This window comes from Aggregatibacter kilianii (genome assembly GCF_003129965.1).
GTDB classification, from domain to species: domain Bacteria; phylum Pseudomonadota; class Gammaproteobacteria; order Enterobacterales; family Pasteurellaceae; genus Aggregatibacter; species Aggregatibacter kilianii_A.
The window spans coordinates 93,919-117,529 of sequence record NZ_NRCJ01000007.1 but is presented as its reverse complement, the minus strand read 5'-3'; the positions used below and the strand labels follow the sequence as shown (position 1 = coordinate 117,529).

Genomic DNA, 23,611 nt, shown 5'->3' with positions numbered 1-23,611 from the left:
AGGAATCATCATGTCAGCCCTTTATCAAGCCCTCCCCGCCGTCGATAAACTCCTCAAAACCCTGCAAGGCGAACAGCTGGTGGCGGAGTTCGGTCACAGCGCCACCGTCAATCAGTCCCGCGAGATGTTGCAACTGGCGCGCGAACACATAAAACGCCACGAAAACCTACCGCACTTTTTGCAGGATACGGACGCCACCTTTCAATACCTTCGCCAACAACTTTTGTTACAGCAACAGGTGAACATCAAAACCGTGCATAATTTAACCGGCACGGTGTTGCACACCAACCTCGGGCGCGCGTTGTGGTCGCCGGCGGCACAACAAGCGGCGTTAGATGCGATGCAGGGCAACGTGGCGTTGGAATACGATTTAAGCGCAGGCGAGCGCAGCCATCGGGACAATTACATCAGCGCCTTATTAAACCGACTCACGGGCGCCGAAGCGGCGTGTGTGGTGAATAATAACGCAGCGGCGGTGTTACTGATGTTGGCGACCTTCGCGCAAGGCAAGGAAGTGATTATTTCCCGTGGCGAATTGATTGAAATCGGCGGCGCGTTCCGCATTCCCGACATCATGGCGCAAGCGGGCTGTAAACTGGTAGAGGTGGGCACCACCAATCGCACCCATTTAAAAGATTATCGCAATGCAATTAACGAAAATACCGCCTTTTTAATGAAAGTTCACAGCAGTAACTACCAAATTTGCGGCTTCACCCACGCCGTCGACGAACAGGAACTGGCGGCATTGGGCAAAGAGTTCGGCATTCCGGTCATCACGGATTTGGGCAGCGGCGCTTTAATCGATCTGAAACAATACCACTTGCCGGCAGAGCCGACGGTGCAGGAAAAATTGCAGCACGGCGTGGATTTGATTTCTTTCTCCGGCGACAAACTGCTGGGCGGCCCGCAAGCGGGCATTATCGTGGGCAAAAAAGCGCTGATTGAACAGCTGCAAGCCCACCCGCTCAAACGCGTGCTGCGTTGCGATAAAGTGACCCTTGCCGGGCTGGAAGCCACTTTACGCTTATATTTGCAGCCGGAAAAAATCACCGAAAAACTGACAGCACTTTCGTTGCTGACAACGCCCGTGGAACAGTTACAAACGCAGGCGGAACAACTAAAAGTGCAGTTGGAAAATCGCTTAAATGCAGACTATCTCGTTGCCATTGAACCGAGCGAAGCGCAAATCGGCAGTGGCTCTCAGCCGTTAGCGCGAATGCCGTCCGTAGCGGTGACCATTGCGCCTACCGATGAAAAAACGCCGGCAAAAATCACCGCACTTTTCGCCCGGTTGTTGGCATTACCGCAGCCGATTATCGGGCGTATCGAACGGGATAAAATTTGGTTAGATTTACGCAGTTTGGCGAGCCTTGATCGCCTTCTAGACAGCTTGGAGACATTATGATTATCGTTACCTCCGGACACGTTGACCACGGCAAAACCGCCTTGTTGCAAGCCCTCACCGGCACCCACACGGCGCATTTACCGGAAGAAAAAAAGCGCGGCATGACCATCAATTTGGGCTACGCCTATTTGCCGTTAAACGATCAGATTCTCGGCTTTATCGATGTGCCGGGACACGATCGCTTTCTCGCCAATATGCTGGCGGGGCTGGGCGGCATTCACTACGCCATGCTTATTGTCGCCGCAGACGAAGGCGTGCAGGCGCAAACCATCGAACATTTAAACATTTTGAGCCTGTTGCAGTTACAGGAAATCATGGTGGTCATCACCAAAGCCGACCGCGCCGACAAGCAACAAATCGATGCGTTGGAAAACCAATTGCGTGGGCAATATCCGCTCTTGGCGAACAGTCACTTTTTCGTCACCTCCGCCACCACCGGCGCAGGCATTGAAACGCTACGCGATTATTTGGCGCAGTTGCCGGAGCTCTCAGACACAGAAAAACCGTTTCGTTATGCCATCGACCGCATTTTCACCATTAAAGGGGCGGGCACGGTGGTGACGGGCACGGCGTTTGCGGGCAAAGTGGCTATCGACGACGAGCTGTATTTAAGCAACGGGCAAAAAGTGCGGGTGAAAAATATCCACGCGCAAAATGAGCAAAACAGCGAAGGCTTGGCGGGGCAACGGCTGGCGTTAAATATTAACCTGGATTTCGACCGCACTTTAATCGAGCGCGGCGATTGGCTGTTCTCCCAACCGCCCGGCAAACCGACGGATCGCGTCACCGTTTGGTTGGAAAGCCAAATTTCGCTGAACGAAAGCCAGCCGGTACATATTTATCACGCCGCCTCGCACACCACCGGCAAACTGACGTTGTTACAACAACAAAAACTGGCGCCACAGGAACAAGCATTAGCGGAGCTGATTTTGGAGCAACCGCTGTTTTTGGCATACGGCGACAAAATCATTCTGCGTAACAGCAACTCCACCGCCGTGTTGGGTGGCGCAAAGGTCATTGAAATCGATTCGCCGAAGCGACACAAACGCACGGAAGCCCGTTTCGATTATTTACGCCGACTGATCCAAGCCGAAACACCTGAAAAACGCACCGCACTTTATTTGCAAAATCAGGCTGCAGAAGCCGAGCGGTTAATGTGGATTGAACAATTGACGAGCGCGCAACTGAACGAGGTGCTTGAGAAAAACGGCGATATTCGCTTCCAAAGCTGGTGTTTCAATGCCGATTATCACGCGCAACAAACGGCAAAATTATTGACCGCACTGACGCAATACCACGAGCAACACCCCGACCAATTAGGCTTAGGCAAAGCCCGTTTGTATCGCATCGCCGCGCTCAATCAGCCGGAAAAACTGATTTATCATTTTATCGATGATTTACTTGCGCAAAACCAACTGCAACAAACTCGTGGCTGGCTACACACCGCCGAGCATAAAATTCAATTTAACGAGCAGGAACGCGCATTATGGCAGCAGGTTCTCACCCAATTCGAGCAACATAACGGACAAGCCTTATGGGTGCGTGACCTTGCCGGTCTGTTGGGGCAGGAAGAAAGTGCCATGCGTAATTTTCTCTACAAAGCGGGCAAACTGGGCTATTTAACCGCCGTGGTGAAAGACCGCTTCTTCCTCACCGAGAACATTTACGCCTTCGCCCGTTTAATCAAGCAACTTGTCGCCGACAAAGAAGGTTTTTCGGTGAACGAATTACGCGACGCACTACAATTCGGACGCAAAATGACCGTGCAACTGGTGGAATATTTCGACCGCTGTGGCTTCCTGCGCCGCAAAGGCAACATTCATGTGTTGCGCGACGCAGATGTGTTTGATTTATAACGGCTCAATAAATCGGCAGAATGGTTGGTAATTCTGCCGCTACCACATTCATCAATTTATCCCGCCATTCATCGCGCGAATGTTTAAGCCAAAGGGCGGACACCGGTAGTTTTTCACGAATCGACTGAAACTCTGCCGCCAAAGGCACGGATTTCACCCTTAAAGCGGACATTTGCGTCACCCAACTCGGCATGATCGCCGCGCCCAAACGGGCGGCAACCATATTTAGAATCGTCAATTTTTCATCGGCAAGTTGTAACAATCGGGGTGGTATGGCACTGTTAGCGAACAGGTGGGTGGTTAAATCATGGCTGTGCGGGCGGGCTTTACGTTCCGGCACAATCAGCGGTACGTCGGCAAGATCCGACACCCTCACTTGTGACTTATGGGCAAGCGGGTGATCAGCGTGCACCACCAGCGCCACATTCTCATAAAACAAAAAATGATTTTCCAGCGCATTATCCGTCGGCACGGAACGGGCAAAAATCACATCCAATCGCCCCGATTTCAATTTCGGTAGCAATTTTGAGGTCTTATCTTCCGTAATATGAATGTCCACATCGGGGTAACGGGCGCAAAATGCACTCAGAACATGCGGCACAAGCCCGACCACGACACTATCGATAGCGCCGATGCGCAAATGATTGGATTTTCTTCGCGCCAGATTTTGAAAACGCTTCTGTAATTCGTCCGCATCCGCAATAATTTTCCGCGCTTCAGGCAAAAACTGTGCACCGTAATCGGTCAACATCACATTGCGGGTTGAACGCACTAATAAACGCGTGCCGAGATCGTCTTCCAACAACTTAATATAACGTCCCAGTGCCGAAGGCAGTATATTCAGGTTGTGCGCCGCCTGCCCGAAATGCAAGGTTTCCGCTACCGCCACAAAACACCGTAAGTGATGTAATTCCATAACAACCCCCGATTAGCCCATGGTTTTTATTCGAGACGATTATGTCAATTTTTTGTATAAACCGATGCGCTTGATGATACCCCGCGTTTGCGCATAATGACAAGCACCCGCACCCACGCAGGTGCTACGTTTTCAAACCGCCAACAGACTTAAAGGAGACTCATTATGCGTAACTATAAAATTGCCGCCATTCCTGCCGACGGTATCGGTATTGAAGTGATTTCCGCCGGGGTTGATGTATTAAAAAGCTTGGAACAACGCTTGGGCGACGTAAAATTTGACGTGCAAAATTTTGATTGGGGTTCCTATTATTACAAGAAAAACGGCGTAATGATGCCCGCCGACGGATTAGATACCTTGAAAAAATTCGATGCCATTTATTTCGGTGCGGTAGGTGCGCCGGATGTGCCGGATCACATTACGTTATGGGGCTTGCGTTTGCCGATTTGCCAGGGTTTCGACCAATATGCCAACGTGCGTCCGACCAAAATCTTCCGAGGTATTCAATCGCCGTTGCGTAATGCCGGTCCGGACGATTTGGATTGGGTGATCGTGCGTGAAAACTCCGAAGGGGAATATTCCGGTCACGGCGGTCGCGCACACAAAGGTTTGCCGGAAGAAGTAGGCACCGAAGTGGCGATTTTTACCCGCGTCGGCGTCACCCGTATTATGCGTTACGCTTTTAAACTGGCACAATCCAGACCGCGCAAATTACTCACCGTCGTCACCAAATCCAACGCGCAGCGACACGGCATGGTGATGTGGGACGAAATCGCCGCCGAAGTGGCAAAAGAGTTCCCGGATGTCACTTGGGATAAAATGTTGGTGGATGCTATGACCGTACGTATGACGCTACATCCGGAATCACTGGATACTATCGTCGCCACCAACCTGCACGCGGATATTCTCTCCGATTTGGCAGGTGCACTAGCCGGTAGTCTGGGTGTCGCACCGACCGCCAATATCGATCCGGAACGCCGTTTCCCATCCATGTTTGAACCGATTCACGGATCCGCTTTTGATATTACCGGCAAAGGCATCGCCAACCCGGTCGCCAGTTTCTGGACGGCAGCGCAAATGCTGGAGCATTTAGGCGAAAAACAAGCCGCCGATATACTTATGGCAGCCGTGGAAAAAGTCTGTGCCGACGGCATTCAAACGCCGGATTTAGGCGGCAACGCCACCACCAAGGAAGTCACCGATGCGGTGATTAAAGAAATCCTTAATCAATAATTAAACCTCTCAAGTGCCGCCTCCCCGGCGGCACTTGTCGCATATTCTTTGCGGAACTGTCTTAAACGCGCCCGATAATGCAATGGTGACGGGCGTCATCTAACTTTCACACAAGAGGACGGATCTATGAGTGCAAGTACTATCACCCTGCTGTTTCTGTTGTTTGCGATTGTGATGTTCGTATGGGAAAAAATTCCGCTGGCGCTGACCGCGATGATCGTCTGTATCGGACTGGTCTTAACCGGGGTGCTGGATGTCAAAACCGCTTTTCATGGTTTTATCGATCCCAATGTGATTCTATTCGTCGCCATGTTTATCGTCGGTGGAGCATTGTTTGAAACCGGCATGGCAAATAAAATCGGTGGATTGGTGACCCGTTTTGCCAAAACCGAACGCCAGTTAATCATTGCCATCATGCTCATTACCGGCACTATGTCAGGCTTTCTGTCCAATACCGGCAGTGCCGCCATCTTAATTCCTGTGGTGGTGGGCATCGCCACCCGCGCTAATTTTGCCCGTTCCCGTTTATTAATGCCGCTGGTATTCGCCGCCGCCATGGGCGGTAATCTGTCGCTTATCGGCGCACCGGGCAACCTGATTGCGCAAGGCGTGTTGGAACAGGGCACCGGCTTAAAATTCGGCTTTTTTGAATACGCCAAAGTGGGACTGCCGATTCTGCTTGCGGGCATTATTTATTTTGCATTTTTTGGCTATAAGCTGTTGCCGAACAAAGAAAATTTAAGTATGTCCGACTCCATTTATCATGGCAAACATGATTATAGTGACGTGCCGCCGTGGAAACAGCATCTATCGTTGATTATTCTAATCGCCACCTTATTGGCAATGATTTTTGAAGAGGTCATCGGCATTAAACTCTATATTTCCGGCTGTATCGGCGCCATTTTACTGGTGCTAACCGGCGTGATTTCGGAGAAACAGGCGTATAAGTCGGTGGATTCGCAGGTAATTTATCTGTTCGGCGGCACGTTAGCGCTTGCTACGGCGTTAAAAGATACCGGTGCAGGGGCGGAAATCGCCAACAGCATTATTGGCTTGTTAGGCGACAAACCGAATCCCTTCGCTTTATTGGTAACCGTATTCATCATCAGCTGCGTCTTGACCAATTTCATGTCGAACACCGCCACCACCGCCTTGCTTGCGCCGATCAGCCTGTCCATCGCCAATGCCCTTGGTGCCGATCCGCGCGCGGTATTAATGGCAACCGTCATCGGCGCCTCCTGTGCTTACGCAACGCCAATCGGCATGCCGGCAAATACCATGGTGTTGTCCATTGGCGGTTATAAATTTATGGATTATGTCAAAGCGGGCGTGCCGCTGATTATTGTCGCCACTATCGTCAGTCTCATTCTACTGCCGATTTTCTTCCCATTCTTTCCGTAGTTCGGGCAAAAGTGCGGTGAAAAAACACCTTAAATTTCCACCGCACTTTTTCGCCTCTCATGCCTCAAGTCCTCTGACCTGACCGCCCGTCTCCGGCATTCTCTTCCCTTTGTCGGTTGCAAGACGAAACAAAACAGCGTTTAATAACTCCGTCGAATCAACATAACGGTAAAAAGTGCGGTCATTTTTTGCCATGAATTTATAAGGAGTTTCCATGAAGAAATTACTCATCGCCACACTCATCGCCGGTAGCCTAATGCTTACCGCCTGCGACGACAAAGAAAAAACCGCGCTTATCGAGCAAGCGCAAAAACAGGCGCAGACGATAGAACAATTAAATACGCAAGTGGATAACCTGCAAAAGCAAGTGGTGGATTTGGCGGAAAATCAAGCCGTTCGAGTGGAACCGGAAGTACTGTTTGAGAAATCGGAAACCGTTAAGTTCGACAAAAAACCCGCCGAACCTTCCGATGGCTATGTGCGGGAAAGCGCCGAGGCGAAAGTCAGCGTGAAAACCCTAAAAACCAACATGGATTGGCTGACGGATTTGCTGTTAAACGAATTAATCCGCAAATTCACGGCAGAGGGTCAAGATAAAATTGAGAGCAAACAACAATTTGTGGAGCAGTTACAAACACTTTATACAGACAGTGTTAGCTATGTTAAAAACAACGAAGCGCTTGGTAGAACCACCAATTTTAATGTTAAGTATCTCGGTCAAAAGGAAAATTTGGCAACCTTCACTATCAATTATTACGGCTATTTCGGCGGTGCTCATGGAATGTATTCCACCGAATTCCTCAACATTGATTTGGCGAAAAAAAACCTGCTGGATATTGATGAGGTCATCAATCCGGATCAACATGATAAATTAAAAGAATTGTTATGGAATGCTTACAGTAACGAATCGAATAACGAGACATTTACACCGAAATCCGAGTTTTATGTACCAAAAGACTTTTACTTCTCTCGAGACGGCATTGCCTTCGTTTACCCGCCTTATGCCATTGGCAGTTTTGCGGAAGGAGAAAAAGAACTGACCCTATATTGGTGGCAACTCAAAGAAGAGAAGTTGCTTATGCCGCAGTTCGACTATTTAACGGAAAACGTTGTTGAATAAAAAAATCCCCAAGCGCAAACTTGGGGATTTTTTTAATTTTCCAGTTCCAAACTCACCACGTTCGAATCATTTTTCAGCAATAAATACAATTCCTGAATAGTGGCTTTGTCGTTGATGGCGCAGCGAATGGAGAGCTTGGTTTCGCCGTTAGGTTGATCTTTGACATTAATGTTTTCGATAGCATGGTTGTTGTTATGTAACAACTGAACAAATTGCCCAATGGCGTTCGGCGACAATAAGGTGGCGTTGATTCGCGTTTTTTTCTTTCTATCGCGATGACGCACCCAGTTATGCACATAAGGGCTTAAGCGGATAGCGATTAAAATCATGATGGTGGCGATCATGGCATCAAAGTAAAAACCTGCACCGGAAGCAATACCGATGCCTGCCGCCGCCCAGATAATCGCGGCGGTGGTTAAGCCGGAAATGGCGTCGTTATGTTTGCGCAAAATCACGCCGGCACCGAGGAAACCGATGCCGCTGATCACTTGCGCCGCCAAGCGCATAGGGTCGGTACGGATGTTTTCCGACACCTGCGCATAATGCTCCGCCGATTGAATAGAAACGATGGTGAGCACGCAAGTGGTAACGGCGATAATCATGCAGGTTTTCACACCTACCGGTTTTGCTTTCAATTCCCGTTCCAAACCGATAATACCGCCCAAAATCATAGCAAACGCCATTTTGGCGAAGATGAAAAAGTGGCTGTTATGCGCGGAAGTTTCAATAAAATTTAATAGGTCATTCATATCAGTCATGTTAAATCGTTAATTTAAGTAATTGGTACAGTTCGCTTAGTTCGTTTTGAGTCAGCGTACGGTAGGTTTTCGGCATCAAATTTTGCAGGTTGAACCCCGCCAATTCATAGCGAATCAAACGCAGCGTCGGAAAACCGATATGCGCCGTCATTCTGCGCACCTGTCGATTTCGCCCTTCATAAATCTTTATTTCCAGCCAGGCGGTGGGAATATTTTTGCGCTCACGAATGGGCGGCACACGCTGCCACAAAAAATCCGGCTCGGAAATCAACCGCACTTTTGCAGGCAATGTCATGCCGTCTTTTAATTGTACGCCACGCCGAAGTTGCACCAGCGCCGTTTCGTCCGGCACGCCTTCCACCTGCACAAAATAGGTCTTTTCCATTTTGAACTTAGGCTCCGCCAAGCGATGCTGTAGCTCGCCGTTATTGGTCAGCAACAATAATCCTTCGCTATCACGATCCAACCGCCCTACGGGATAAACCCCCGCCATATCAATAAAATCTTTCAGTGTGCTACGCCCGTTTTCGTCGGTAAATTGGCACAACACATCAAAAGGCTTATTAAATAAAATGACCTTTGTTTGGGAAAACGTGATTTTAGGTTTAGAAACACCGCGAAAACCGACCGCACTTTTGCGCGTTTTCGCCTTGTTCTTCGCCCGATGAAAAGACGCCGGTTGCATAAGATTCAGGTAACTCAAAACTTGTGCATACTTTACACTAAATTCACCGAAAGTTTAAATTTCCGCCACTGAATTCCGCCGATTTACGGGAAATTTCCTCGTCCAGCGTTTTATTCGGCGCTTTTCCCTGTTTTTTAGCAGTTAAATTCAGTTTTACTTTAATTTCATTTTTTTATTCTAAAAACAAAAAGCAAAAACAGAATAATATTCTATAAAACAATACGATTTATTATAAAAATAGCGTGATTTTTATAAAAATTGTTATTTCTCTCTATTGACTCGCATTTATATTGGTCTATATTGACCGCCTAACATTTTTTTAACTTTTGATTTTTAACATTCATAGGTGTTCAAATGACACACTCCACACACAAACGCGAAACTTTCTCCGGGCGCCGGGCATTTATTTTTGCCGCTATCGGCTCCGCGGTAGGTTTGGGTAATATCTGGCGTTTCCCGTACGTCACTTACGAAAACGGCGGTGGTGCTTTCATCATTCCTTATATCGTTGCCTTATTAACCGCCGGGATTCCGTTACTTTTCCTTGATTATGCCATTGGGCATAAATTCCGTGCCTCCCCGCCATTGGCATACCGCAAATTAAAAACCGGCTTTGAAACCTTCGGCTGGTGGCAGGTGATGATTAACGTCATCATCGGGCTTTATTACGCGGTAATTCTCGGTTGGGCGGCGAGTTACGCCTATTATTCCTTTAGCTCCGCTTGGGGCAACAACCCGGTGGATTTCTTCCTGCACGAACACATCAAAATGGCAGGCGAAGTTGCGTTAAGCCTTGACTTCGTAGGGACTGTAGTTGGCCCATTACTTGCCGTTTGGATTATCACTTTATTGATTTTATCCTTTGGGGTACAAAAAGGTGTGGCTCGATCTTCCGTTATCTTCATGCCAATTTTGGTTATCATGTTTGTCACCCTGGTGGTTTATTCCTTATTTTTACCGGGCGCAGAAAAAGGGCTTAACGCCTTATTCTCACCGGATTGGGATAAATTAAAAGACCCGAGCGTATGGATTGCCGCCTACGGGCAAATCTTCTTCTCTCTTTCCATTTGTTTCGGCATCATGGTGACCTACGCCTCCTATTTGAAAAAAGAATCGGATTTAACCGGCGCGGGCTTGGTAGTAGGCTTTGCCAACAGCAGCTTTGAAGTGTTGGCAGGTATCGGTGTATTCTCCGCTCTAGGTTTCATCGCCGTCGCCAACGGACAGGATGTAAGCGAAGTGGCAAAAGGCGGTATCGGTTTAGCCTTCTTCGCCTTCCCGACCATCATCAACCAAGCGCCCCTCGGTCAAGCGCTAGGCGTGTTATTCTTCGGCTCCTTGGTGTTCGCCGGTTTAACCTCCTTTATTTCCGTATTGGAAGTAATCATCTCCGCTGTGCAGGACAAACTTCGCTTACGCCGCGCCCACGCGACCTTCTTAGTAGGTTTACCAATGATGGTGGCTTCCACCTTGTTATTCGGCACGGCAGCCGGCCTACCGATGCTCGACACAATGGATAACTTCGTGAATATGTTCGGTATCGTCGCCGTGGCGTTCTTCTCCTTATTCTCCATCATCGTCACCGGCAGATTAAAAGAACTCGGCGAACACCTAAACGAAACCAGTTCCTTCAGAGTAGGTATGATTTGGAAAGCCTGCATCGTTATCACCACCGGCGTGTTAGCCTTCATGCTCTATAAAGAAGCCACAAAAGTCCTGACAAAAGGCTACGAAGGCTATCCGGACTGGTTCGTCAACGCCTTCGGTTGGGGCATGGCAATCGGTTTGGTTGTCATCGCCTTCCTACTTTCCCGTCTGCCATGGAAACATTTAGCGCCAACACAAGGAGTAAAATAACATGTCAACCAACGCAATTATCATGATGGCAATCGCCCTCATCATCATCTGGGGCGGGCTATTGGTTTCCGTGATCAGATTACCGAAAGAATAATTCGGCACGTCAAGAGTCAAGAAAGAAAAAACCAACAAAAAGAAAAATCCCATCGATTGCCCGGTGGGATTTTTTGTGGGGAAAGTGCGGTATTTTTTTCAAACGTTTTAAAAAAAACGCCGCCAAAATTCACCGCACTTTTTTGCTATTAGCGCTCTCGCTATCAGCTATTTGACTTTGTCACATTTTGATTCAGGTTTTGGGTTAATCCGTTAATATCGGCGCCGTTTAGCCCGAGTTCTTTTAACAGATTATCTACCAATGGCGCTTGCCCGCGATAGCGTAATGCGCTATTTACCAGCTGATCGGATAAACTTGCATTAGAAGGCACTTCACCGTTTTCGACAGAAGCTGCTCCGCCGAAGCCGGCTAATCCATTGACCTGCAAAATTTTAATGTCATCAATATTTTCCATCGGACGAACACTTTCACGAATAATATCCGGCAGGTGTTTTAATAAGGCAAGGCGTACCTGCATTTCCACCTGTTCCACAGAAAGCACGTTAGACGCTTCATTCACCGCACGGGTACCTTCCGCATCTACTTTATATTGTTGTTCCAACGCTTTTGCCAAAAGAATTTTCGCATCCGCTTCCCCTTTTGCTTGTAGGCGTTGTTTCTCAGCTTCCGCTTCCGCGACAATACGCAAGGCTTCCGCGCGATCGAGTGCCGCTTGTTTTTCGGCTTCGGCGGCAACAGTGATGGCAATCGCATCTTTTTGTGCCACTTCTTGCGCCGCAATTAATTCAACCGCTTTTACACGTTCCGCTTTTTCCGTTTCACGCACGGTAATAACGCTTTCTTCTTCGCGAACGGCAGCGGCTCGGGCTTTGTCGGCAAGGGCTTTGGCTTCCGATTCGGCGCGGGATTTTTCCGCCACGGCAATGGCGCGATCCTGTTCGGCTAATTCGATAGCTTTTTTACGTTCTACTTCTGCGCGTTCAATTTGCTGATCTTTTTGAATTTTTTCATTTTCAATATCACGTTCGGCAAGAATACGTTTTAAATCTACTTCACGGGAGGCAGCAATTTTTACTTCTTCCGCTTCACGTTTTTTCTGCGCTTCCTGTCCGGCAATTTCGGCATTTTGTTCCGCACGACGCACGGCAATTTCACGTTCTTGCTCCAATTTGGCATATTCTTCTTCACGCAAAATTTGCAAACGGGTACGTTCCGCTTCCAAATTTTTGGTTTTAATCGCCAAATCCGTATCCTGTTCAATATCGTTGCGTTTTTTACGACGCACTTCGATAGTTTCCGTTAAGCGAGTTAAACCTTCCGCGTCAAAGGCATTTTGCGGATTAAAGTACTCAAAACTGGTTTGATCCAAACCGGTAAGCGAAACAGTTTCTAATTCCAAACCATTTTTAAACAAATCTTCCGAGACCACTTGTTGTACTTTTTGTACAAAATCCACCCGCTTTTCGTGTAATTCTTCCATTGCCATTTCTGCCGCAACAGCACGCAAACTATCAACGAATTTACCTTCCACCAATTCTTTTAATTGTTGTGGCGACATGGTTTTCATCCCTAAGGTTTGTGCCGCCGTAGCGATGCTTTCGGCAGTCGGTTTAACCCGAACATAAAACTCCGCCGTGACATCAACCCGCATACGATCACGGGTAATCAGCGCCTGTTCTGCCGCTCGACGAACTTCTAAACGCAATGTGTTCATATTAACGGGAATCACTTCATGCAAAACAGGTAAAACAATCGCGCCGCCGTTCATGATGACTTTTTCACCGCCGAAACCGGTACGCACAAAGGAAACCTCTTTGCTGGCGCGGCGATATAGACGGGTAAGAATTAAACCGAGAATTAATAGCGCAATAAGTACAATGCCGGCGATAATTCCTATTGAGATCAGTTCCATAATTTTTCCTTAGTTTTTGATAAAAATGTTTATTTAATCAACCAAATTACCATTTGGGTTTTTGATTGCCTTGAAGAGGTTGTTGTGTAAAGAAATCAGTAATACGGTTTCTCCTTGTGTTAATGCGTTCTCATCATCCGGCTCAACCATCACATAATGTTGCTGACCATAACCGTCTTTTACCCGCGCTTGAGCAGGGCTGCCGGGTTTTGCCGTGCCGAGTACGATAACGCCGACACAGCCCACCAAAGTATCTTGCTCCACGGCGGTAGTTTCATCTTTAGGAAAGATTTTATACACACCGGCAGCGGTGACACGCACCAAAGGCAAGCTTACAAACCAAACGATTACGGCGGCAAAACAACCATGCAAATAAAAGCCGGAAAGGTTATGCCAAGTATATTGCAGGCTGTAACCAAACAAACCAAAAATAGCGAGAAAAATCACCAGTAACATTAACAAAGGCAGCTTGCCTACATATAACCAGCTCAAAAATCGGATAAAAATGCCGGCGTCTGCGGTATCAAGTCCGATTTCCGCATGTGCCGTTTCGGTTAAACTGTCCGGTAAAAAACCATCTACCCAATCATTAATGCCACCTAACATAAATGAAATAATCTCAAGAATACCAAGTAATAACATCAACATAATGGCAATCCCAAAAATTTCATTTTGTGGCGCAGTAATCAGTTCCCACATAATTTATCCTTTATTTAAATAAGCTATTTGGTTGTTTTGAGTTGTGCCAAACGCTCTTTAATTCGATTAGCCCGGCTCACTTCCTCCAGCTCTTTTAATTTTGCTAATTGTGATGGATCACGACCATCAATATTTAAGCCGGTTTGACGCCCCATTATACGATCAAATGCATTTACTGTTTTTTCCGTATCGCGCAAAATTCGATTTAATTTCGTACCGTCGTTGCTATTTTCATTTGTTGCCGCTTGAGTTTGGCTTTGTTTCCAATCTTGAATTGCTTGCTGCATTTCACGTCGTTTCGCTTGTAATGCAACAATAAAACCTTCAAGCTCCTTCTCTTGCGCCGCACAATCCGCCACCGTATTTTCCAACACCGGAAGACGAGCTTCAATATCCATTTGTTCGGCAATGCCGGTCTCGGCCAAATCATCCCGATGAGATTTTAGGGCTTCTTGAATATGCTCCTGCAAGGCCTCATGACGACTACTTTCATCCGCCATTTTTTTCGTCGCTAAGTGCTTTTGCACTAAAATCTTACCTAATTCCGACCGCACTTCATCAATAGCACGTTCAATTTCACGAATATTTTCATTCATTACCGCTTCCGGAGCCAGATTTTCTGCTGCATCTAAAATGGCATGAAAACCACCGCTAACTAAACGACCTACCCGACGGGCTAATGTTTCACTCATGTTTTTCTCCTTTGGTTAATTAATGGTTATTTTTCATCATGTTGACGAATAATTTGCGCTAAATTCAATGTATTTTCTAACTCTTCCAACACGCCGTCATCAAATGCAGCCCCTTTACCGGTAATGGCAAGTTGCAAGACACTGTCCATTAAGCGAACAATACGCCACATCACTTCACGCTCATATTTTTTTAGTCCTTCTAAGTCAACTTCAGAGGGAAAATCAGTTGCCAATGTAGCGGTTAAATCAGGTAATAATTCAAACAAACGTGCCAAAATATGAGAATGAACACCAAGTTCTTTTTCTGCGTGCAATAAATCACGTTTCGCATTCTGTAAAAATTGCTCCGCTCGGCCTAAGGCAGTACCGTAATCTTGCGATTGCGTGTAACTTTGTCTTGCCTGTTTCAATAATTCGCGAATTTTTTCAGAGGGTGTATTCGCGCCATCAATTTGTAAATTAGCAATAAAATCAGCATCATCTTGAGTAATTCTAACACTTATGGGAATTCTATTAACTGCATTCATATACATAATCCTATTTTTGTATTCATTTGAATTCAATATACACAAAATGTTTTCATCACGCAAATTATTTATTAAAAAAACGCTCTGTTATTAATCTGTTCTAACATCAACAAACCTTTAGGCACCTGTAAATATTGAATAAAAAACGAACTAACCATCGCCAAGCCCCTCTAAAATAGTGTAATTATTGACCAATAGAGGAGTAATAAAATGATGAAAAAATACATTAACCGACTCACTTTACTACTATTTCTTTTAACTGCCTGCGTTAGCTTTACCAAAGCGGAAACGCCAAAAGCCAATTTTCAACATTCGCAAATTTATGGCGTGACCGTGGATGATAGTTGGGAGGGTCGGGTTGAAACCGCACAAATAGTGGAAGCGCTCAAAGCTATGGCAGTGAAGCCTACCGTGCGGATTGTAATGTCGCGAAATATTGCGCCCAAGGATTATAAGGAACTGTTTCAGGAAATTCATGAAGCGGCTTATATCATGGCAACACCGGTGGATTCCTACGAGATGAAAAAATACAGCAAAGCGACGTATCTGAAACGTTTTCAGGATGCTTACGCCGCGCTTGCGCCGTATGTGGATATTTGGGAAGTCGGTAACGAGGTGAACGGCGACTGGCTGGGTAAAAATGCGCAGGTCGGCAATAAAGTTTACGAAGCCTATAAATTCATCAAATCCAAGCGGGCGGAAACCGCATTGACGACCTACTATTTTGCGCCGAACAACCAGCAAATCAGTATGGAGGAATGGCTGAACAAATACATTCCGCAAGAAATGAAAAATGGGCTGAATTATGTGTTGGTGAGCTATTACGAAGACGATAACGACGGCTATCAACCCAAATGGCAGGCGGTGTTTGACGATTTAGCCAAAATATTCCCAAATTCGGGACTCGGCATCGGCGAATGTGGTAATACAGATGAAAATGCCACGACTGACAGTAAAGTGAAAATGGCGAGCCGTTATTATGCCATGCCGAAATATGTCAAAAATTATGTGGGCGGCTATTTTTGGTGGTATTGGGTGCAGGACGCCGTGCCTCATGAGGGAAATAAGGTTTGGCAGGCGATAAATAACACCATCAAAAATCAAAACAGCAGATGAATAAAAAAGTGCGGTGGTTTTTTCAAGCGTTTTTAAAACGCCGTAAAAATCCACCGCTTTAGGTGTAACAAGTTAAACGGAACTACGACATCCGCCCGTTTGCAATAGGAATCACCTGATCGCAAATCGCCATGGTGGAGGCGCGATGGCTCACCAGAATAATCAATTTTTCCGCTTTTACGTTCAGCAAAGATTGCAAAATCATGGCTTCGTTTAAGCTGTCCAGATTGCTGGTCGGCTCGTCTAACAAAATAATCGGTGCGTTGTGCAGGAAGGCGCGGGCAATGCCGATACGTTGTTTTTCGCCGTCGGAAAGGTTGTTGCCCATTTCGGTAATTTTGGTGTCGTAGCCTTCCGGCAGGCTCATGATAAACTCATGAATAGAGGCTTTTTTCGCCGCCTCAATCACTTGTTCCTTGGTCGCATTGCGGTTCGCCAACACAATATTTTCATAAATCGTTTCGTTGAAAATATAGGTTTGTTGCGTGATGTAAGCGATATTGTCGCGCAGGTTCACGGTGTTAATCTGTTTTAAGTCCTTGTCATTAATGCGAATAGCGCCTTGCTGCGGGTCGTAAAAGCGCATAATGAGCTTCAGAAGCGTACTTTTTCCGCTACCGCTACGACCGTGAATACCAAGGATCTCGCCTTTATTTAGCTGTAAATTCACATCGGATAAAATCTGTTCCTGTGCATAAGCGAAGCTGACGTTTTCCACCTTGATTTGCTGCACATCGGCGATGTTCACGCCATTTTCCACGTCTTTTAATTCCGGTTGTTCCGCCAATAATGCCAACACACGTTCACCGCTGGCAAGGGTTTGCAACAGGTTGTTGGAAAGGTTACTTAAAGCGATCACAGGGCCGTAGCTAGACATCAATAAAATCACGGCGATGAGCAAACCGGCAAAATCAATTTTGTCGTAGGCAAACAGGGTTAAGCCCACCAATAAAATCACGATATTAAAGAAGGACACGGCGATTTCGGTGAACGAGCGCACGTTGCCTTCCTGTTGTTTGATTTTTAAGAACGCGCGGTCGATTTTTTCGCTGCGTTGATGGATTTCCTGCAAACGTTGTTGTTCGTTGCCGAATAACTGGATTTCTTTCATGCCGCGAATACTGTCGAGGAAGAAATCGTTCATTTCGCCCACCAATTCGCGATATTTGCGGCCGTCTTCACGCGCCATTTGCGTGGTGATAATCGGCAAAATGATGCCGATGGTGACATACGCCAAGAATGCCACCAACACGAAACACCACGAAATATGGGCGAACACCGCCAATAAAATGCCGGAGGTCAGAAACGCGATAGCAATAGGCGCAATGGTGTGCGCATAAAAAACTTCCAGCAATTCAATGTCATTGGTCACCAAAGAAAGCAACTGCCCGGATTGTTTATCCTGCAATTTCACGAACGCCAAGCGACGCAATGCGCCGAACACTTTATCACGCAACAACGCCAATAGTTTGAAAGCAATATAATGCCCGGACATTTGTTCCAGATAACGCAAAATGCCGCGTGCCACCGCCAGCACAATAAGTGCGGTCAAAATTTGCGATAAATTTAAGTGAATATGGAAGTTGAGCAACTCCGCCAAGCCCATGGCGCCCAACACCATGATGAAAATCGCACTGAGGAAACCGAGGGTGCCCATAATAATGGTGAAACTCATGATGTGCGCCAACGGTGTAACCAGTTTCATCAATTGCCACATGACGACAAATCCGTTCTTACGCATGGTTTGCCCCCGTTCTGATATTTTCTAAATTCTTTTGTTGATTGAACATTTCCGCATAAATTCCGTTTTCTGCCATTAAAGAAGCATGATTGCCCGATTCTGCCAAGCGTCCGCTTTGTAACACATAAATCTGATCGGCGTTTACTGCATTTGCCAAACGATGGGAAATCATAACGATGGTTTTTTCATATTTAAGTTGTTGAATAAATTGCAAAATAATTTCTTCGCTTTCTACGTCGATGTTGCTGGTGGCTTCATCGAACACATATAACTCGGCGTTGTGCAGCAGCGCGCGGGCTAACGCCAAACGTTGAATTTGTCCGCCGGAAAGATTGCTTCCGCGACTTAACAACGGCATCTCCAAACCGCCGTTTTCGCGCACGAAATTAGCCAGATTCACTTGTTCCAAGCATTGATAAATGGCGTCGTCGGAAGCATCGGATAACGCCATCAGCATATTTTCTCTAAGGCTGCCTTTGAAAATATAACTGCTATGACTCACCAGCGAAACGTGACGATATAAGGCATGGCGGTCAATTTGTTTAATGTCCACGCCGTTAAACAAAATTTCCCCTTGTTGCGCCTGATAAAAGCCCATTAAGAGAGAAACCAAGGTGGATTTGCCGCAACCGCTTTTGCCCACGAAGACCGTTAATTGCTTCGGTTGAATGCTGAGGTTTAACCCGTTAATCGCCGTTTTTTCGGCGGAATACGCAAAATGCAAATCCTTAATTTGCACGGTGATGTCATTTTTAGCCGGAAAATCCACCGCACTTTTATTTTCTTCTACCGGCGTATCCAACAGGGTGAAGATTTTTTCCGACGCCGCTTTGCCGTTCATTGCCACATGGAAGAAAGAACCGAGCAAGCGTAACGGAATGAAAAATTCGGACGCCAGCAAAATAAACAGCACCACGCCGAAAACGGTTAAATCTCCGTCTTGGAATTGCAAAAGTGCGGTCAAAATACCAAGTGCTGCGCCGCCGTAAGCCAATAAATCCATTAAGGAAACGGAATTAAGCTGCATGGTGAGCACTTTCATGGTGATGGTACGGAAATTCTCCGCTTCAATATCCATTTGTTTGGCTTTGTAATCGTCGTCTTGATAGATTTTTAACGTGATCAAGCCTTGTAGGTTATCCAGAAAGCTACTGCCCAACCCCACATAAATCGACCAATATTTCGCCAATAAACGTTTGGCGATTTTATTCACGGCGATAATAGACATAGGAATTAAGGGCACGCAAACCAGCAGAATTAAAGAAGTCGGCGCGTTAAAAAAGACCAAAAAAACAAACAGCGTTAACGGTGCAAGCAGGCTGTAAAACAGTTGCGGGAGATAACGACCGAAATAAATTTCCAGCTGTTCCACCCCTTCGGACGCCACTTGAATCACGGAAGACGTGGATTGTCGGTTCACTTGGTTAAGAGGCATGGAAGACAGCTTTTGATAAATCAACGTGCGTAATTTATGTTTTACCTGCGTACTGGCTTTGTAAGAGGCTTTCACCGCCATTTTGCCCGCCCAAGCACGTAACGCCAGACAGGCGATCAAAACGCCGGTAAAAATGACCGCACTTTGTAGCGTCAGCGTGCGCTCAAACGCCGACTGTAAACAAATGGCGAACACCACCGCACTTATAATGCCGCCGATTAAAGCAACCCAGTTCCATAACACATTCATCGCAATCCATTTTTTGCTATCGGCGACCGTATTTATCAGCCGTTTATCAATCATCATACTGTTTATTTGTCCTTAAAAAATCACGTCAATGAAAAGTGCTATATCATAACATTTACATAACAAATGATAATTAATTTTATTTGTAAAAATAATTTATTTTATATTTCATGCGCAAATTTAAAACAAAAAAATAGCGCCTTAAAACAAGGCGCTATTGATAATGAAGATGAAATCGCGTTATAGGAAAATATTCGCGAATAATAAACCGAAGGCTAAGCTGAATGCCATGCTCAACAAGCCAGGCAACATAAAGCTGTGGTTGAAAATATATTTACCAATGCGGGTAGTGCCGGTGGTATCAAAGTCGATTGACGCAATGATCGGACCATAGTTAGGAATAAAGAAATAACCGTTTACCGCTACAAACACACCGATTAACACGGCCGGCGGGATACCCAATGCGATACCGAGCGGGAATAATGTGGCAACGGTAGCACCTTGGCTGTTCACCAACACGGAAAGAATAAATAAGGCAAAAGCAAATGTCCAAGGGGCGGTTTCCACTAAACCTTTAACCAATTCTTTCACTTCTTCGATATGCGCTTGCATTAAGGTGTCGCCTAACCAGGCAATACCGAAAATGGCGATAACCGCACGCATACCGGCGTGGAATACGGAACCTTTGGTAATTTCGGTGCCGTCCGGTTTGCAGGTTAAAATAATTAATGCACCGATGGCTAACATGATGATTTCAATGGTGTGTGCCATACCCATCGGTTTGCCGTCAAATACCGGACGTAGTGAAGGCATCGCACCCATTAAGACCACGAGTAATGCGCCGAATAAGAAAAGGGAAACGGAAATTTTCGCAGTTTTGCTTATTTCAAGTTCTTTACCGCTAATAGTTGAATTGAAAGCTTCCGCGTATTTCGGATCTTTTAAACGACGTTGATATTCAGGATCATCTTTTAATTCTTTACCCATTTTGTTAACAAAAATACAGGCAAGGAAAATACCGATAATCGTGGCAGGAATGGTGACAATCAGCACATCGCCCAAATGAATGCCTTGCGGTTCAAGATAAGCAACCACTGCCACTACTGCTGCTGCAATCGGGCTGGCAACAATAGAAAACTGAGAAGCAATCACCGCCATGGATAACGGACGTTCCGGACGAATGCCGTTTTGGCGGCTCACCTCGGCAATCACCGGCAATACGGAATAAGCCACGTGACCGGTTCCCGCTAAAAAGGTAAACAACCAAGTGACGGCTGGCGCCATAAAAGTGATGTATTTCGGATTACGACGCAAAATGTTGGTGGCGATTTTGATCATATAATCCAAGCCACCTGCAGCCTGCATCGCGGATGCTGCAGCAACCACCGCCATAATCATAAACATCACGTCAATCGGCAGGCCTGCAGGTTTTAAACCGAATCCGAAGGATAGGATCGCAAGTCCCAAGCCGCCAAAAACACCCAAACCGATACCGCCGACGCGTGCACCGACTAAAATACAGAGCAATACGATGGCGAACTGAATTAAAAACATAGCAGACATACTGCCTCCTTAGAGTGAAAATAAAATTTGTTTGACGTATAAGAAATTATACTCAATGAGATTTTGATGAAATGCCTTGTGTAAGGCAATTGGGATTTAGTTAACTCAAAATTCGGCTCAATTATATAAGAATGTGGTAAAAGTGAGTATGGCGGATTTCAGATGTTCTGATTAAATTATGATCTATATCACATTTTAAACAAATAATTGATTGTTATTTCAACAAAATCAACAGCCTCCGCAAAAACAATAATTTTTGATAAATAGTCAAAGTAAAGTTATACTTGAGCCCTTATTTTTAAACCTAATTATTGAGAAAAAAATGCAAGAATTTATGCCAATGGCAACCGCTTTTGCCAAAAATCACACTTTAATCGTCGTCGCTTGGGTGGCTGTCTTTGTGATGGTGATCTATAACTTTGTCAAATCCGCCACCAGTAAAACCAAACTGATTGATAATGCGGAAGCGATTTCTTTAATGAACAACCAAAATGCCGTCGTGATCGACTTGCGCTCCATTGACGAGTTCAACAAAGGTCACATCATAAACAGCCTAAATATCCTGCCTTCCGAAATCAAAAATAACAATCTCGGAAAAATTGAACAGCATAAAGATATTCCGGTGATCTTAGCCTGTGCCGATTTCGTTTCTTCCCGTTCTTCCGGTGAAATTTTGGCAAAACAAGGCTTCAACCACGTTTATGTGTTAAGAGAAGGCATCGGCGGCTGGCGTGCAGCAAATTTACCTTTAGTTAAAAAATAAAATAAGGATTTAAAAATGACCGAAGAAAACAAAGATGTAGCGAACGAAGAACAACAGCCTCAGGCAGTGTTACAAATTCAACGTATTTATGTCAAAGACGTTTCTTTCGAAGCGCCGAATTTACCACATATTTTCAATCAGGAATGGAAACCGCGTTTAGGTTTTGATTTGTCCACCGAAACCGTAAAATTAGGCGATGATTTATATGAAGTCTGTTTAAATATTTCCGTGGAAACCACCTTGGAAGATTCCGGTGATGTGGCATTTATTTGCGAAGTAAAACAAGCGGGTGTGTTTACCATCAGCGGTTTGGAAGAAATGCAAATGGCACATTGTTTAACTTCACAATGCCCGAATATGTTGTTCCCGTATGCTCGTGAACTGGTGTCCAACTTGGTAAACCGTGGCACTTTCCCGGCATTAAACCTGTCTCCTGTCAACTTTGACGCATTATTTGTTGAGTACCTGCAACGTCAGGAACAACAAGCGCAAGAAGCCGGCGAACAAACCGTTAATTAATGTGAGAACCCACTTTTTGAAAACAGAAAAGTGGGTTTTTATTATTTTCGTTACCGTCTTTTTCGCCTCTTTTTGTCATAAAGTAAGGAGCAAATGATGAATACGACAATAACCGATTCCCCTATTACCGTGCTCGGTGCCGGTTCTTTCGGTACGGCATTGGCTATCGCATTCTCACGCAATGGTCATCCCACTTATCTGTGGGGACATAATCCGGAAAAAATGCAACAACTTCAGGCTGATCGACAAAATAAAGCGTTTTTGCCCGATATTTTTTTTCCATCAGCATTGGTTATTGAAGCGGATTTAGACAAAGCCATTCATGCCTCAAAAGATTTATTACTCGCTGTACCAAGCCATTGTTTCGGTGAAATTCTCGATGAAATTCGACCGCACTTACGCCCCGATCATCGCATTGTATGGGCAACCAAAGGACTGGAACGGGATACCGGTCGTTTGTTGGAAGACGTTATTAAAGAAAAACTCGGCGATCAATACCCGCTTGCCGTGCTTTCCGGCCCGACCTTTGCCAAAGAACTGGCTTCCGGTTTACCCACAGCCATTACGCTGGCCTCCGATAACGACGTATTTGCCCGCGAATTTCAAGCACGGATTCATTGCAGTAAACATTTTCGGGTTTATATTAATAACGATATGCTCGGTGTACAGCTCGGTGGCGCAATTAAAAATGTGATTGCTATCGGCGCGGGCATTTCCGACGGCATGGGCTTTGGCGCCAATGCCAGAACCGCATTAATTACGCGCGGCATTGCGGAAATATCCCGTTTAGGCACCGCACTTGGTGCCAATCCGAATACTTTCATGGGGATGTCCGGTTTGGGTGATTTAGTGCTCACCTGCACCGACAACCAATCGCGTAACCGGCGTTTCGGCATCATGCTCGGACAAGGCATTTCCGCGCAAGATGCTATGGAAACTATCGGACAAGTGGTGGAAGGGTTTTATAACACCAAAGAAGCGCATTTGCTGGCGCAACGACACGGCATTGAAATGCCCATTACCGAACAGATTTATCAAGTGCTGTTCTGCGGCAAAGCGGCAAAAGACGCCGCCGTTAACTTATTAGGCAGAGAACGTAAAGAGGAATAATC

At 46.0% G+C, this 23,611-nt stretch carries 21 protein-coding genes; 11 read left to right on the top strand and 10 right to left on the bottom strand.

From position 1 onward, the window contains the following. Positions 1–10 precede the first annotated feature (10 nt). Both selA and selB read left to right on the top strand, forming a co-directional pair. Positions 11–1,405 (top strand): L-seryl-tRNA(Sec) selenium transferase, encoded by a 1,395-nt coding sequence (selA, locus tag DK430_RS06815; RefSeq protein ID WP_109078338.1) that lies wholly within the window; start codon positions 11–13, stop codon positions 1,403–1,405. Beyond that, positions 1,402–3,261, top strand: a complete 1,860-nt coding sequence (selB, locus tag DK430_RS06810) for a selenocysteine-specific translation elongation factor (protein ID WP_109078337.1) — start codon at positions 1,402–1,404, stop codon at positions 3,259–3,261. The genes selA and selB overlap by 4 nt, the downstream gene beginning before the upstream one ends. A gap of 4 nt (positions 3,262–3,265) precedes the next feature. On the opposite strand, the gene DK430_RS06805 is transcribed toward selB, so the two are convergent. Next, positions 3,266–4,177: a LysR family transcriptional regulator gene (locus tag DK430_RS06805; protein WP_109078336.1), complete on the bottom strand. Its 912-nt coding sequence runs from the start codon at positions 4,175–4,177 to the stop codon at positions 3,266–3,268. Positions 4,178–4,342: 165 nt separating this feature from the next. Here DK430_RS06805 and DK430_RS06800 point away from each other — a divergent pair, with 165 nt between their 5' ends. The 3 genes from DK430_RS06800 (at position 4,343) to DK430_RS06790 (ending at position 7,931) form a co-directional block, all read left to right on the top strand. After that, positions 4,343–5,410 (top strand): tartrate dehydrogenase, encoded by a 1,068-nt coding sequence (locus tag DK430_RS06800; RefSeq protein ID WP_109078335.1) that lies wholly within the window; start codon positions 4,343–4,345, stop codon positions 5,408–5,410. A gap of 126 nt (positions 5,411–5,536) precedes the next feature. Continuing rightward, entirely contained in the window at positions 5,537–6,811 is a 1,275-nt protein-coding gene (locus DK430_RS06795; protein ID WP_109078334.1) for an SLC13 family permease, read from the top strand. A 214-nt stretch (positions 6,812–7,025) separates the two neighbouring features. After that, positions 7,026–7,931, top strand: coding sequence for a DUF3298 domain-containing protein (locus tag DK430_RS06790; RefSeq protein WP_109078333.1), 906 nt, complete (start codon positions 7,026–7,028; stop codon positions 7,929–7,931). A gap of 32 nt (positions 7,932–7,963) precedes the next feature. On the opposite strand, the gene DK430_RS06785 is transcribed toward DK430_RS06790, so the two are convergent. Both DK430_RS06785 and DK430_RS06780 read right to left on the bottom strand, forming a co-directional pair. Continuing rightward, positions 7,964–8,680 (bottom strand): MgtC/SapB family protein, encoded by a 717-nt coding sequence (locus tag DK430_RS06785; protein WP_109078393.1) that lies wholly within the window; start codon positions 8,678–8,680, stop codon positions 7,964–7,966. A gap of 10 nt (positions 8,681–8,690) precedes the next feature. Beyond that, positions 8,691–9,374, bottom strand: a complete 684-nt coding sequence (locus tag DK430_RS06780; protein ID WP_109078332.1) for an rRNA large subunit pseudouridine synthase E — start codon at positions 9,372–9,374, stop codon at positions 8,691–8,693. Between the two features lie 354 nt (positions 9,375–9,728). On the opposite strand from DK430_RS06780, the gene DK430_RS06775 reads away from it, so the two are divergent. Beyond that, positions 9,729–11,231 carry a sodium-dependent transporter gene (locus DK430_RS06775; RefSeq protein ID WP_109078331.1) on the top strand — a complete coding sequence of 501 codons (1,503 nt, stop codon included), beginning with the start codon at positions 9,729–9,731 and terminating at the stop codon, positions 11,229–11,231. 1 nt (position 11,232) lies between these two features. Further along, positions 11,233–11,325 (top strand): methionine/alanine import family NSS transporter small subunit, encoded by a 93-nt coding sequence (locus DK430_RS06770; protein WP_005702403.1) that lies wholly within the window; start codon positions 11,233–11,235, stop codon positions 11,323–11,325. Positions 11,326–11,488: 163 nt separating this feature from the next. Here DK430_RS06770 and DK430_RS06765 read toward each other — a convergent pair whose 3' ends face one another. Genes DK430_RS06765 through DK430_RS06750 form a run of 4 tightly spaced genes read right to left on the bottom strand, consistent with a single transcriptional unit; the run spans position 11,489 to position 15,116 of the window. Continuing rightward, positions 11,489–13,198 (bottom strand): flotillin family protein, encoded by a 1,710-nt coding sequence (locus tag DK430_RS06765; RefSeq protein ID WP_109078330.1) that lies wholly within the window; start codon positions 13,196–13,198, stop codon positions 11,489–11,491. Positions 13,199–13,231: 33 nt separating this feature from the next. Beyond that, positions 13,232–13,897 (bottom strand): YqiJ family protein, encoded by a 666-nt coding sequence (locus tag DK430_RS06760; protein WP_109078329.1) that lies wholly within the window; start codon positions 13,895–13,897, stop codon positions 13,232–13,234. Between the two features lie 23 nt (positions 13,898–13,920). Beyond that, positions 13,921–14,589: a PspA/IM30 family protein gene (locus DK430_RS06755; RefSeq protein ID WP_109078328.1), complete on the bottom strand. Its 669-nt coding sequence runs from the start codon at positions 14,587–14,589 to the stop codon at positions 13,921–13,923. Positions 14,590–14,615: 26 nt separating this feature from the next. After that, positions 14,616–15,116: a hypothetical protein gene (locus DK430_RS06750; RefSeq protein ID WP_109078327.1), complete on the bottom strand. Its 501-nt coding sequence runs from the start codon at positions 15,114–15,116 to the stop codon at positions 14,616–14,618. A 210-nt stretch (positions 15,117–15,326) separates the two neighbouring features. On the opposite strand from DK430_RS06750, the gene DK430_RS06745 reads away from it, so the two are divergent. After that, complete coding sequence (locus DK430_RS06745; protein ID WP_239496788.1) at positions 15,327–16,232, top strand: hypothetical protein; 906 nt, start codon at positions 15,327–15,329, stop codon at positions 16,230–16,232. An 82-nt stretch (positions 16,233–16,314) separates the two neighbouring features. Here DK430_RS06745 and cydC read toward each other — a convergent pair whose 3' ends face one another. From cydC to DK430_RS06730, 3 genes are all read right to left on the bottom strand, one after another. After that, positions 16,315–17,973 carry a thiol reductant ABC exporter subunit CydC gene (gene cydC, locus DK430_RS06740; RefSeq protein WP_109078326.1) on the bottom strand — a complete coding sequence of 553 codons (1,659 nt, stop codon included), beginning with the start codon at positions 17,971–17,973 and terminating at the stop codon, positions 16,315–16,317. Beyond that, the gene (locus DK430_RS06735; RefSeq protein WP_109078325.1) at positions 17,966–19,714 is read right to left on the bottom strand and encodes an ABC transporter ATP-binding protein/permease; all 1,749 of its coding nucleotides are present in this window, start codon (positions 19,712–19,714) and stop codon (positions 17,966–17,968) included. Before DK430_RS06735 ends, cydC begins: the two co-directional genes overlap by 8 nt. A gap of 180 nt (positions 19,715–19,894) precedes the next feature. After that, positions 19,895–21,217 carry an anaerobic C4-dicarboxylate transporter gene (locus tag DK430_RS06730; protein ID WP_109078324.1) on the bottom strand — a complete coding sequence of 441 codons (1,323 nt, stop codon included), beginning with the start codon at positions 21,215–21,217 and terminating at the stop codon, positions 19,895–19,897. A 322-nt stretch (positions 21,218–21,539) separates the two neighbouring features. Between DK430_RS06730 and DK430_RS06725 the strand changes: the two genes are divergently transcribed. The 3 genes from DK430_RS06725 to gpsA all read left to right on the top strand — a co-directional run bounded on the left by DK430_RS06725 (position 21,540) and on the right by gpsA (position 23,609). Continuing rightward, entirely contained in the window at positions 21,540–21,980 is a 441-nt protein-coding gene (locus tag DK430_RS06725) for a rhodanese-like domain-containing protein (protein WP_109078323.1), read from the top strand. A 15-nt stretch (positions 21,981–21,995) separates the two neighbouring features. Next, entirely contained in the window at positions 21,996–22,499 is a 504-nt protein-coding gene (gene secB, locus DK430_RS06720) for a protein-export chaperone SecB (RefSeq protein WP_109078322.1), read from the top strand. 96 nt (positions 22,500–22,595) lie between these two features. Then, positions 22,596–23,609: an NAD(P)H-dependent glycerol-3-phosphate dehydrogenase gene (gene gpsA / locus DK430_RS06715; RefSeq protein ID WP_109078321.1), complete on the top strand. Its 1,014-nt coding sequence runs from the start codon at positions 22,596–22,598 to the stop codon at positions 23,607–23,609. Positions 23,610–23,611 lie beyond the last annotated feature (2 nt).

What these genes read in the sequence shown, in the direction of transcription:
- DK430_RS06745 (WP_239496788.1), top strand. Translation starts at nt 15,327, where the DNA reads ATGATGAAAAAATACATTAACCGACTCACTTTACTACTATTTCTTTTA.
- DK430_RS06770 (WP_005702403.1), top strand. Translation starts at nt 11,233, where the DNA reads ATGTCAACCAACGCAATTATCATGATGGCAATCGCCCTCATCATCATC.
- gpsA (WP_109078321.1), top strand. Translation starts at nt 22,596, where the DNA reads ATGAATACGACAATAACCGATTCCCCTATTACCGTGCTCGGTGCCGGT.
- DK430_RS06785 (WP_109078393.1), bottom strand. Translation starts at nt 8,680, where the DNA reads ATGAATGACCTATTAAATTTTATTGAAACTTCCGCGCATAACAGCCAC.
- selB (WP_109078337.1), top strand. Translation starts at nt 1,402, where the DNA reads ATGATTATCGTTACCTCCGGACACGTTGACCACGGCAAAACCGCCTTG.
- DK430_RS06790 (WP_109078333.1), top strand. Translation starts at nt 7,026, where the DNA reads ATGAAGAAATTACTCATCGCCACACTCATCGCCGGTAGCCTAATGCTT.
- DK430_RS06780 (WP_109078332.1), bottom strand. Translation starts at nt 9,374, where the DNA reads ATGCAACCGGCGTCTTTTCATCGGGCGAAGAACAAGGCGAAAACGCGC.
- DK430_RS06735 (WP_109078325.1), bottom strand. Translation starts at nt 19,714, where the DNA reads ATGATGATTGATAAACGGCTGATAAATACGGTCGCCGATAGCAAAAAA.
- DK430_RS06725 (WP_109078323.1), top strand. Translation starts at nt 21,540, where the DNA reads ATGCAAGAATTTATGCCAATGGCAACCGCTTTTGCCAAAAATCACACT.
- DK430_RS06755 (WP_109078328.1), bottom strand. Translation starts at nt 14,589, where the DNA reads ATGAGTGAAACATTAGCCCGTCGGGTAGGTCGTTTAGTTAGCGGTGGT.
- DK430_RS06730 (WP_109078324.1), bottom strand. Translation starts at nt 21,217, where the DNA reads ATGTCTGCTATGTTTTTAATTCAGTTCGCCATCGTATTGCTCTGTATT.
- secB (WP_109078322.1), top strand. Translation starts at nt 21,996, where the DNA reads ATGACCGAAGAAAACAAAGATGTAGCGAACGAAGAACAACAGCCTCAG.
- DK430_RS06800 (WP_109078335.1), top strand. Translation starts at nt 4,343, where the DNA reads ATGCGTAACTATAAAATTGCCGCCATTCCTGCCGACGGTATCGGTATT.
- DK430_RS06775 (WP_109078331.1), top strand. Translation starts at nt 9,729, where the DNA reads ATGACACACTCCACACACAAACGCGAAACTTTCTCCGGGCGCCGGGCA.
- DK430_RS06765 (WP_109078330.1), bottom strand. Translation starts at nt 13,198, where the DNA reads ATGGAACTGATCTCAATAGGAATTATCGCCGGCATTGTACTTATTGCG.
- DK430_RS06795 (WP_109078334.1), top strand. Translation starts at nt 5,537, where the DNA reads ATGAGTGCAAGTACTATCACCCTGCTGTTTCTGTTGTTTGCGATTGTG.
- selA (WP_109078338.1), top strand. Translation starts at nt 11, where the DNA reads ATGTCAGCCCTTTATCAAGCCCTCCCCGCCGTCGATAAACTCCTCAAA.
- DK430_RS06750 (WP_109078327.1), bottom strand. Translation starts at nt 15,116, where the DNA reads ATGAATGCAGTTAATAGAATTCCCATAAGTGTTAGAATTACTCAAGAT.
- DK430_RS06760 (WP_109078329.1), bottom strand. Translation starts at nt 13,897, where the DNA reads ATGTGGGAACTGATTACTGCGCCACAAAATGAAATTTTTGGGATTGCC.
- cydC (WP_109078326.1), bottom strand. Translation starts at nt 17,973, where the DNA reads ATGCGTAAGAACGGATTTGTCGTCATGTGGCAATTGATGAAACTGGTT.
- DK430_RS06805 (WP_109078336.1), bottom strand. Translation starts at nt 4,177, where the DNA reads ATGGAATTACATCACTTACGGTGTTTTGTGGCGGTAGCGGAAACCTTG.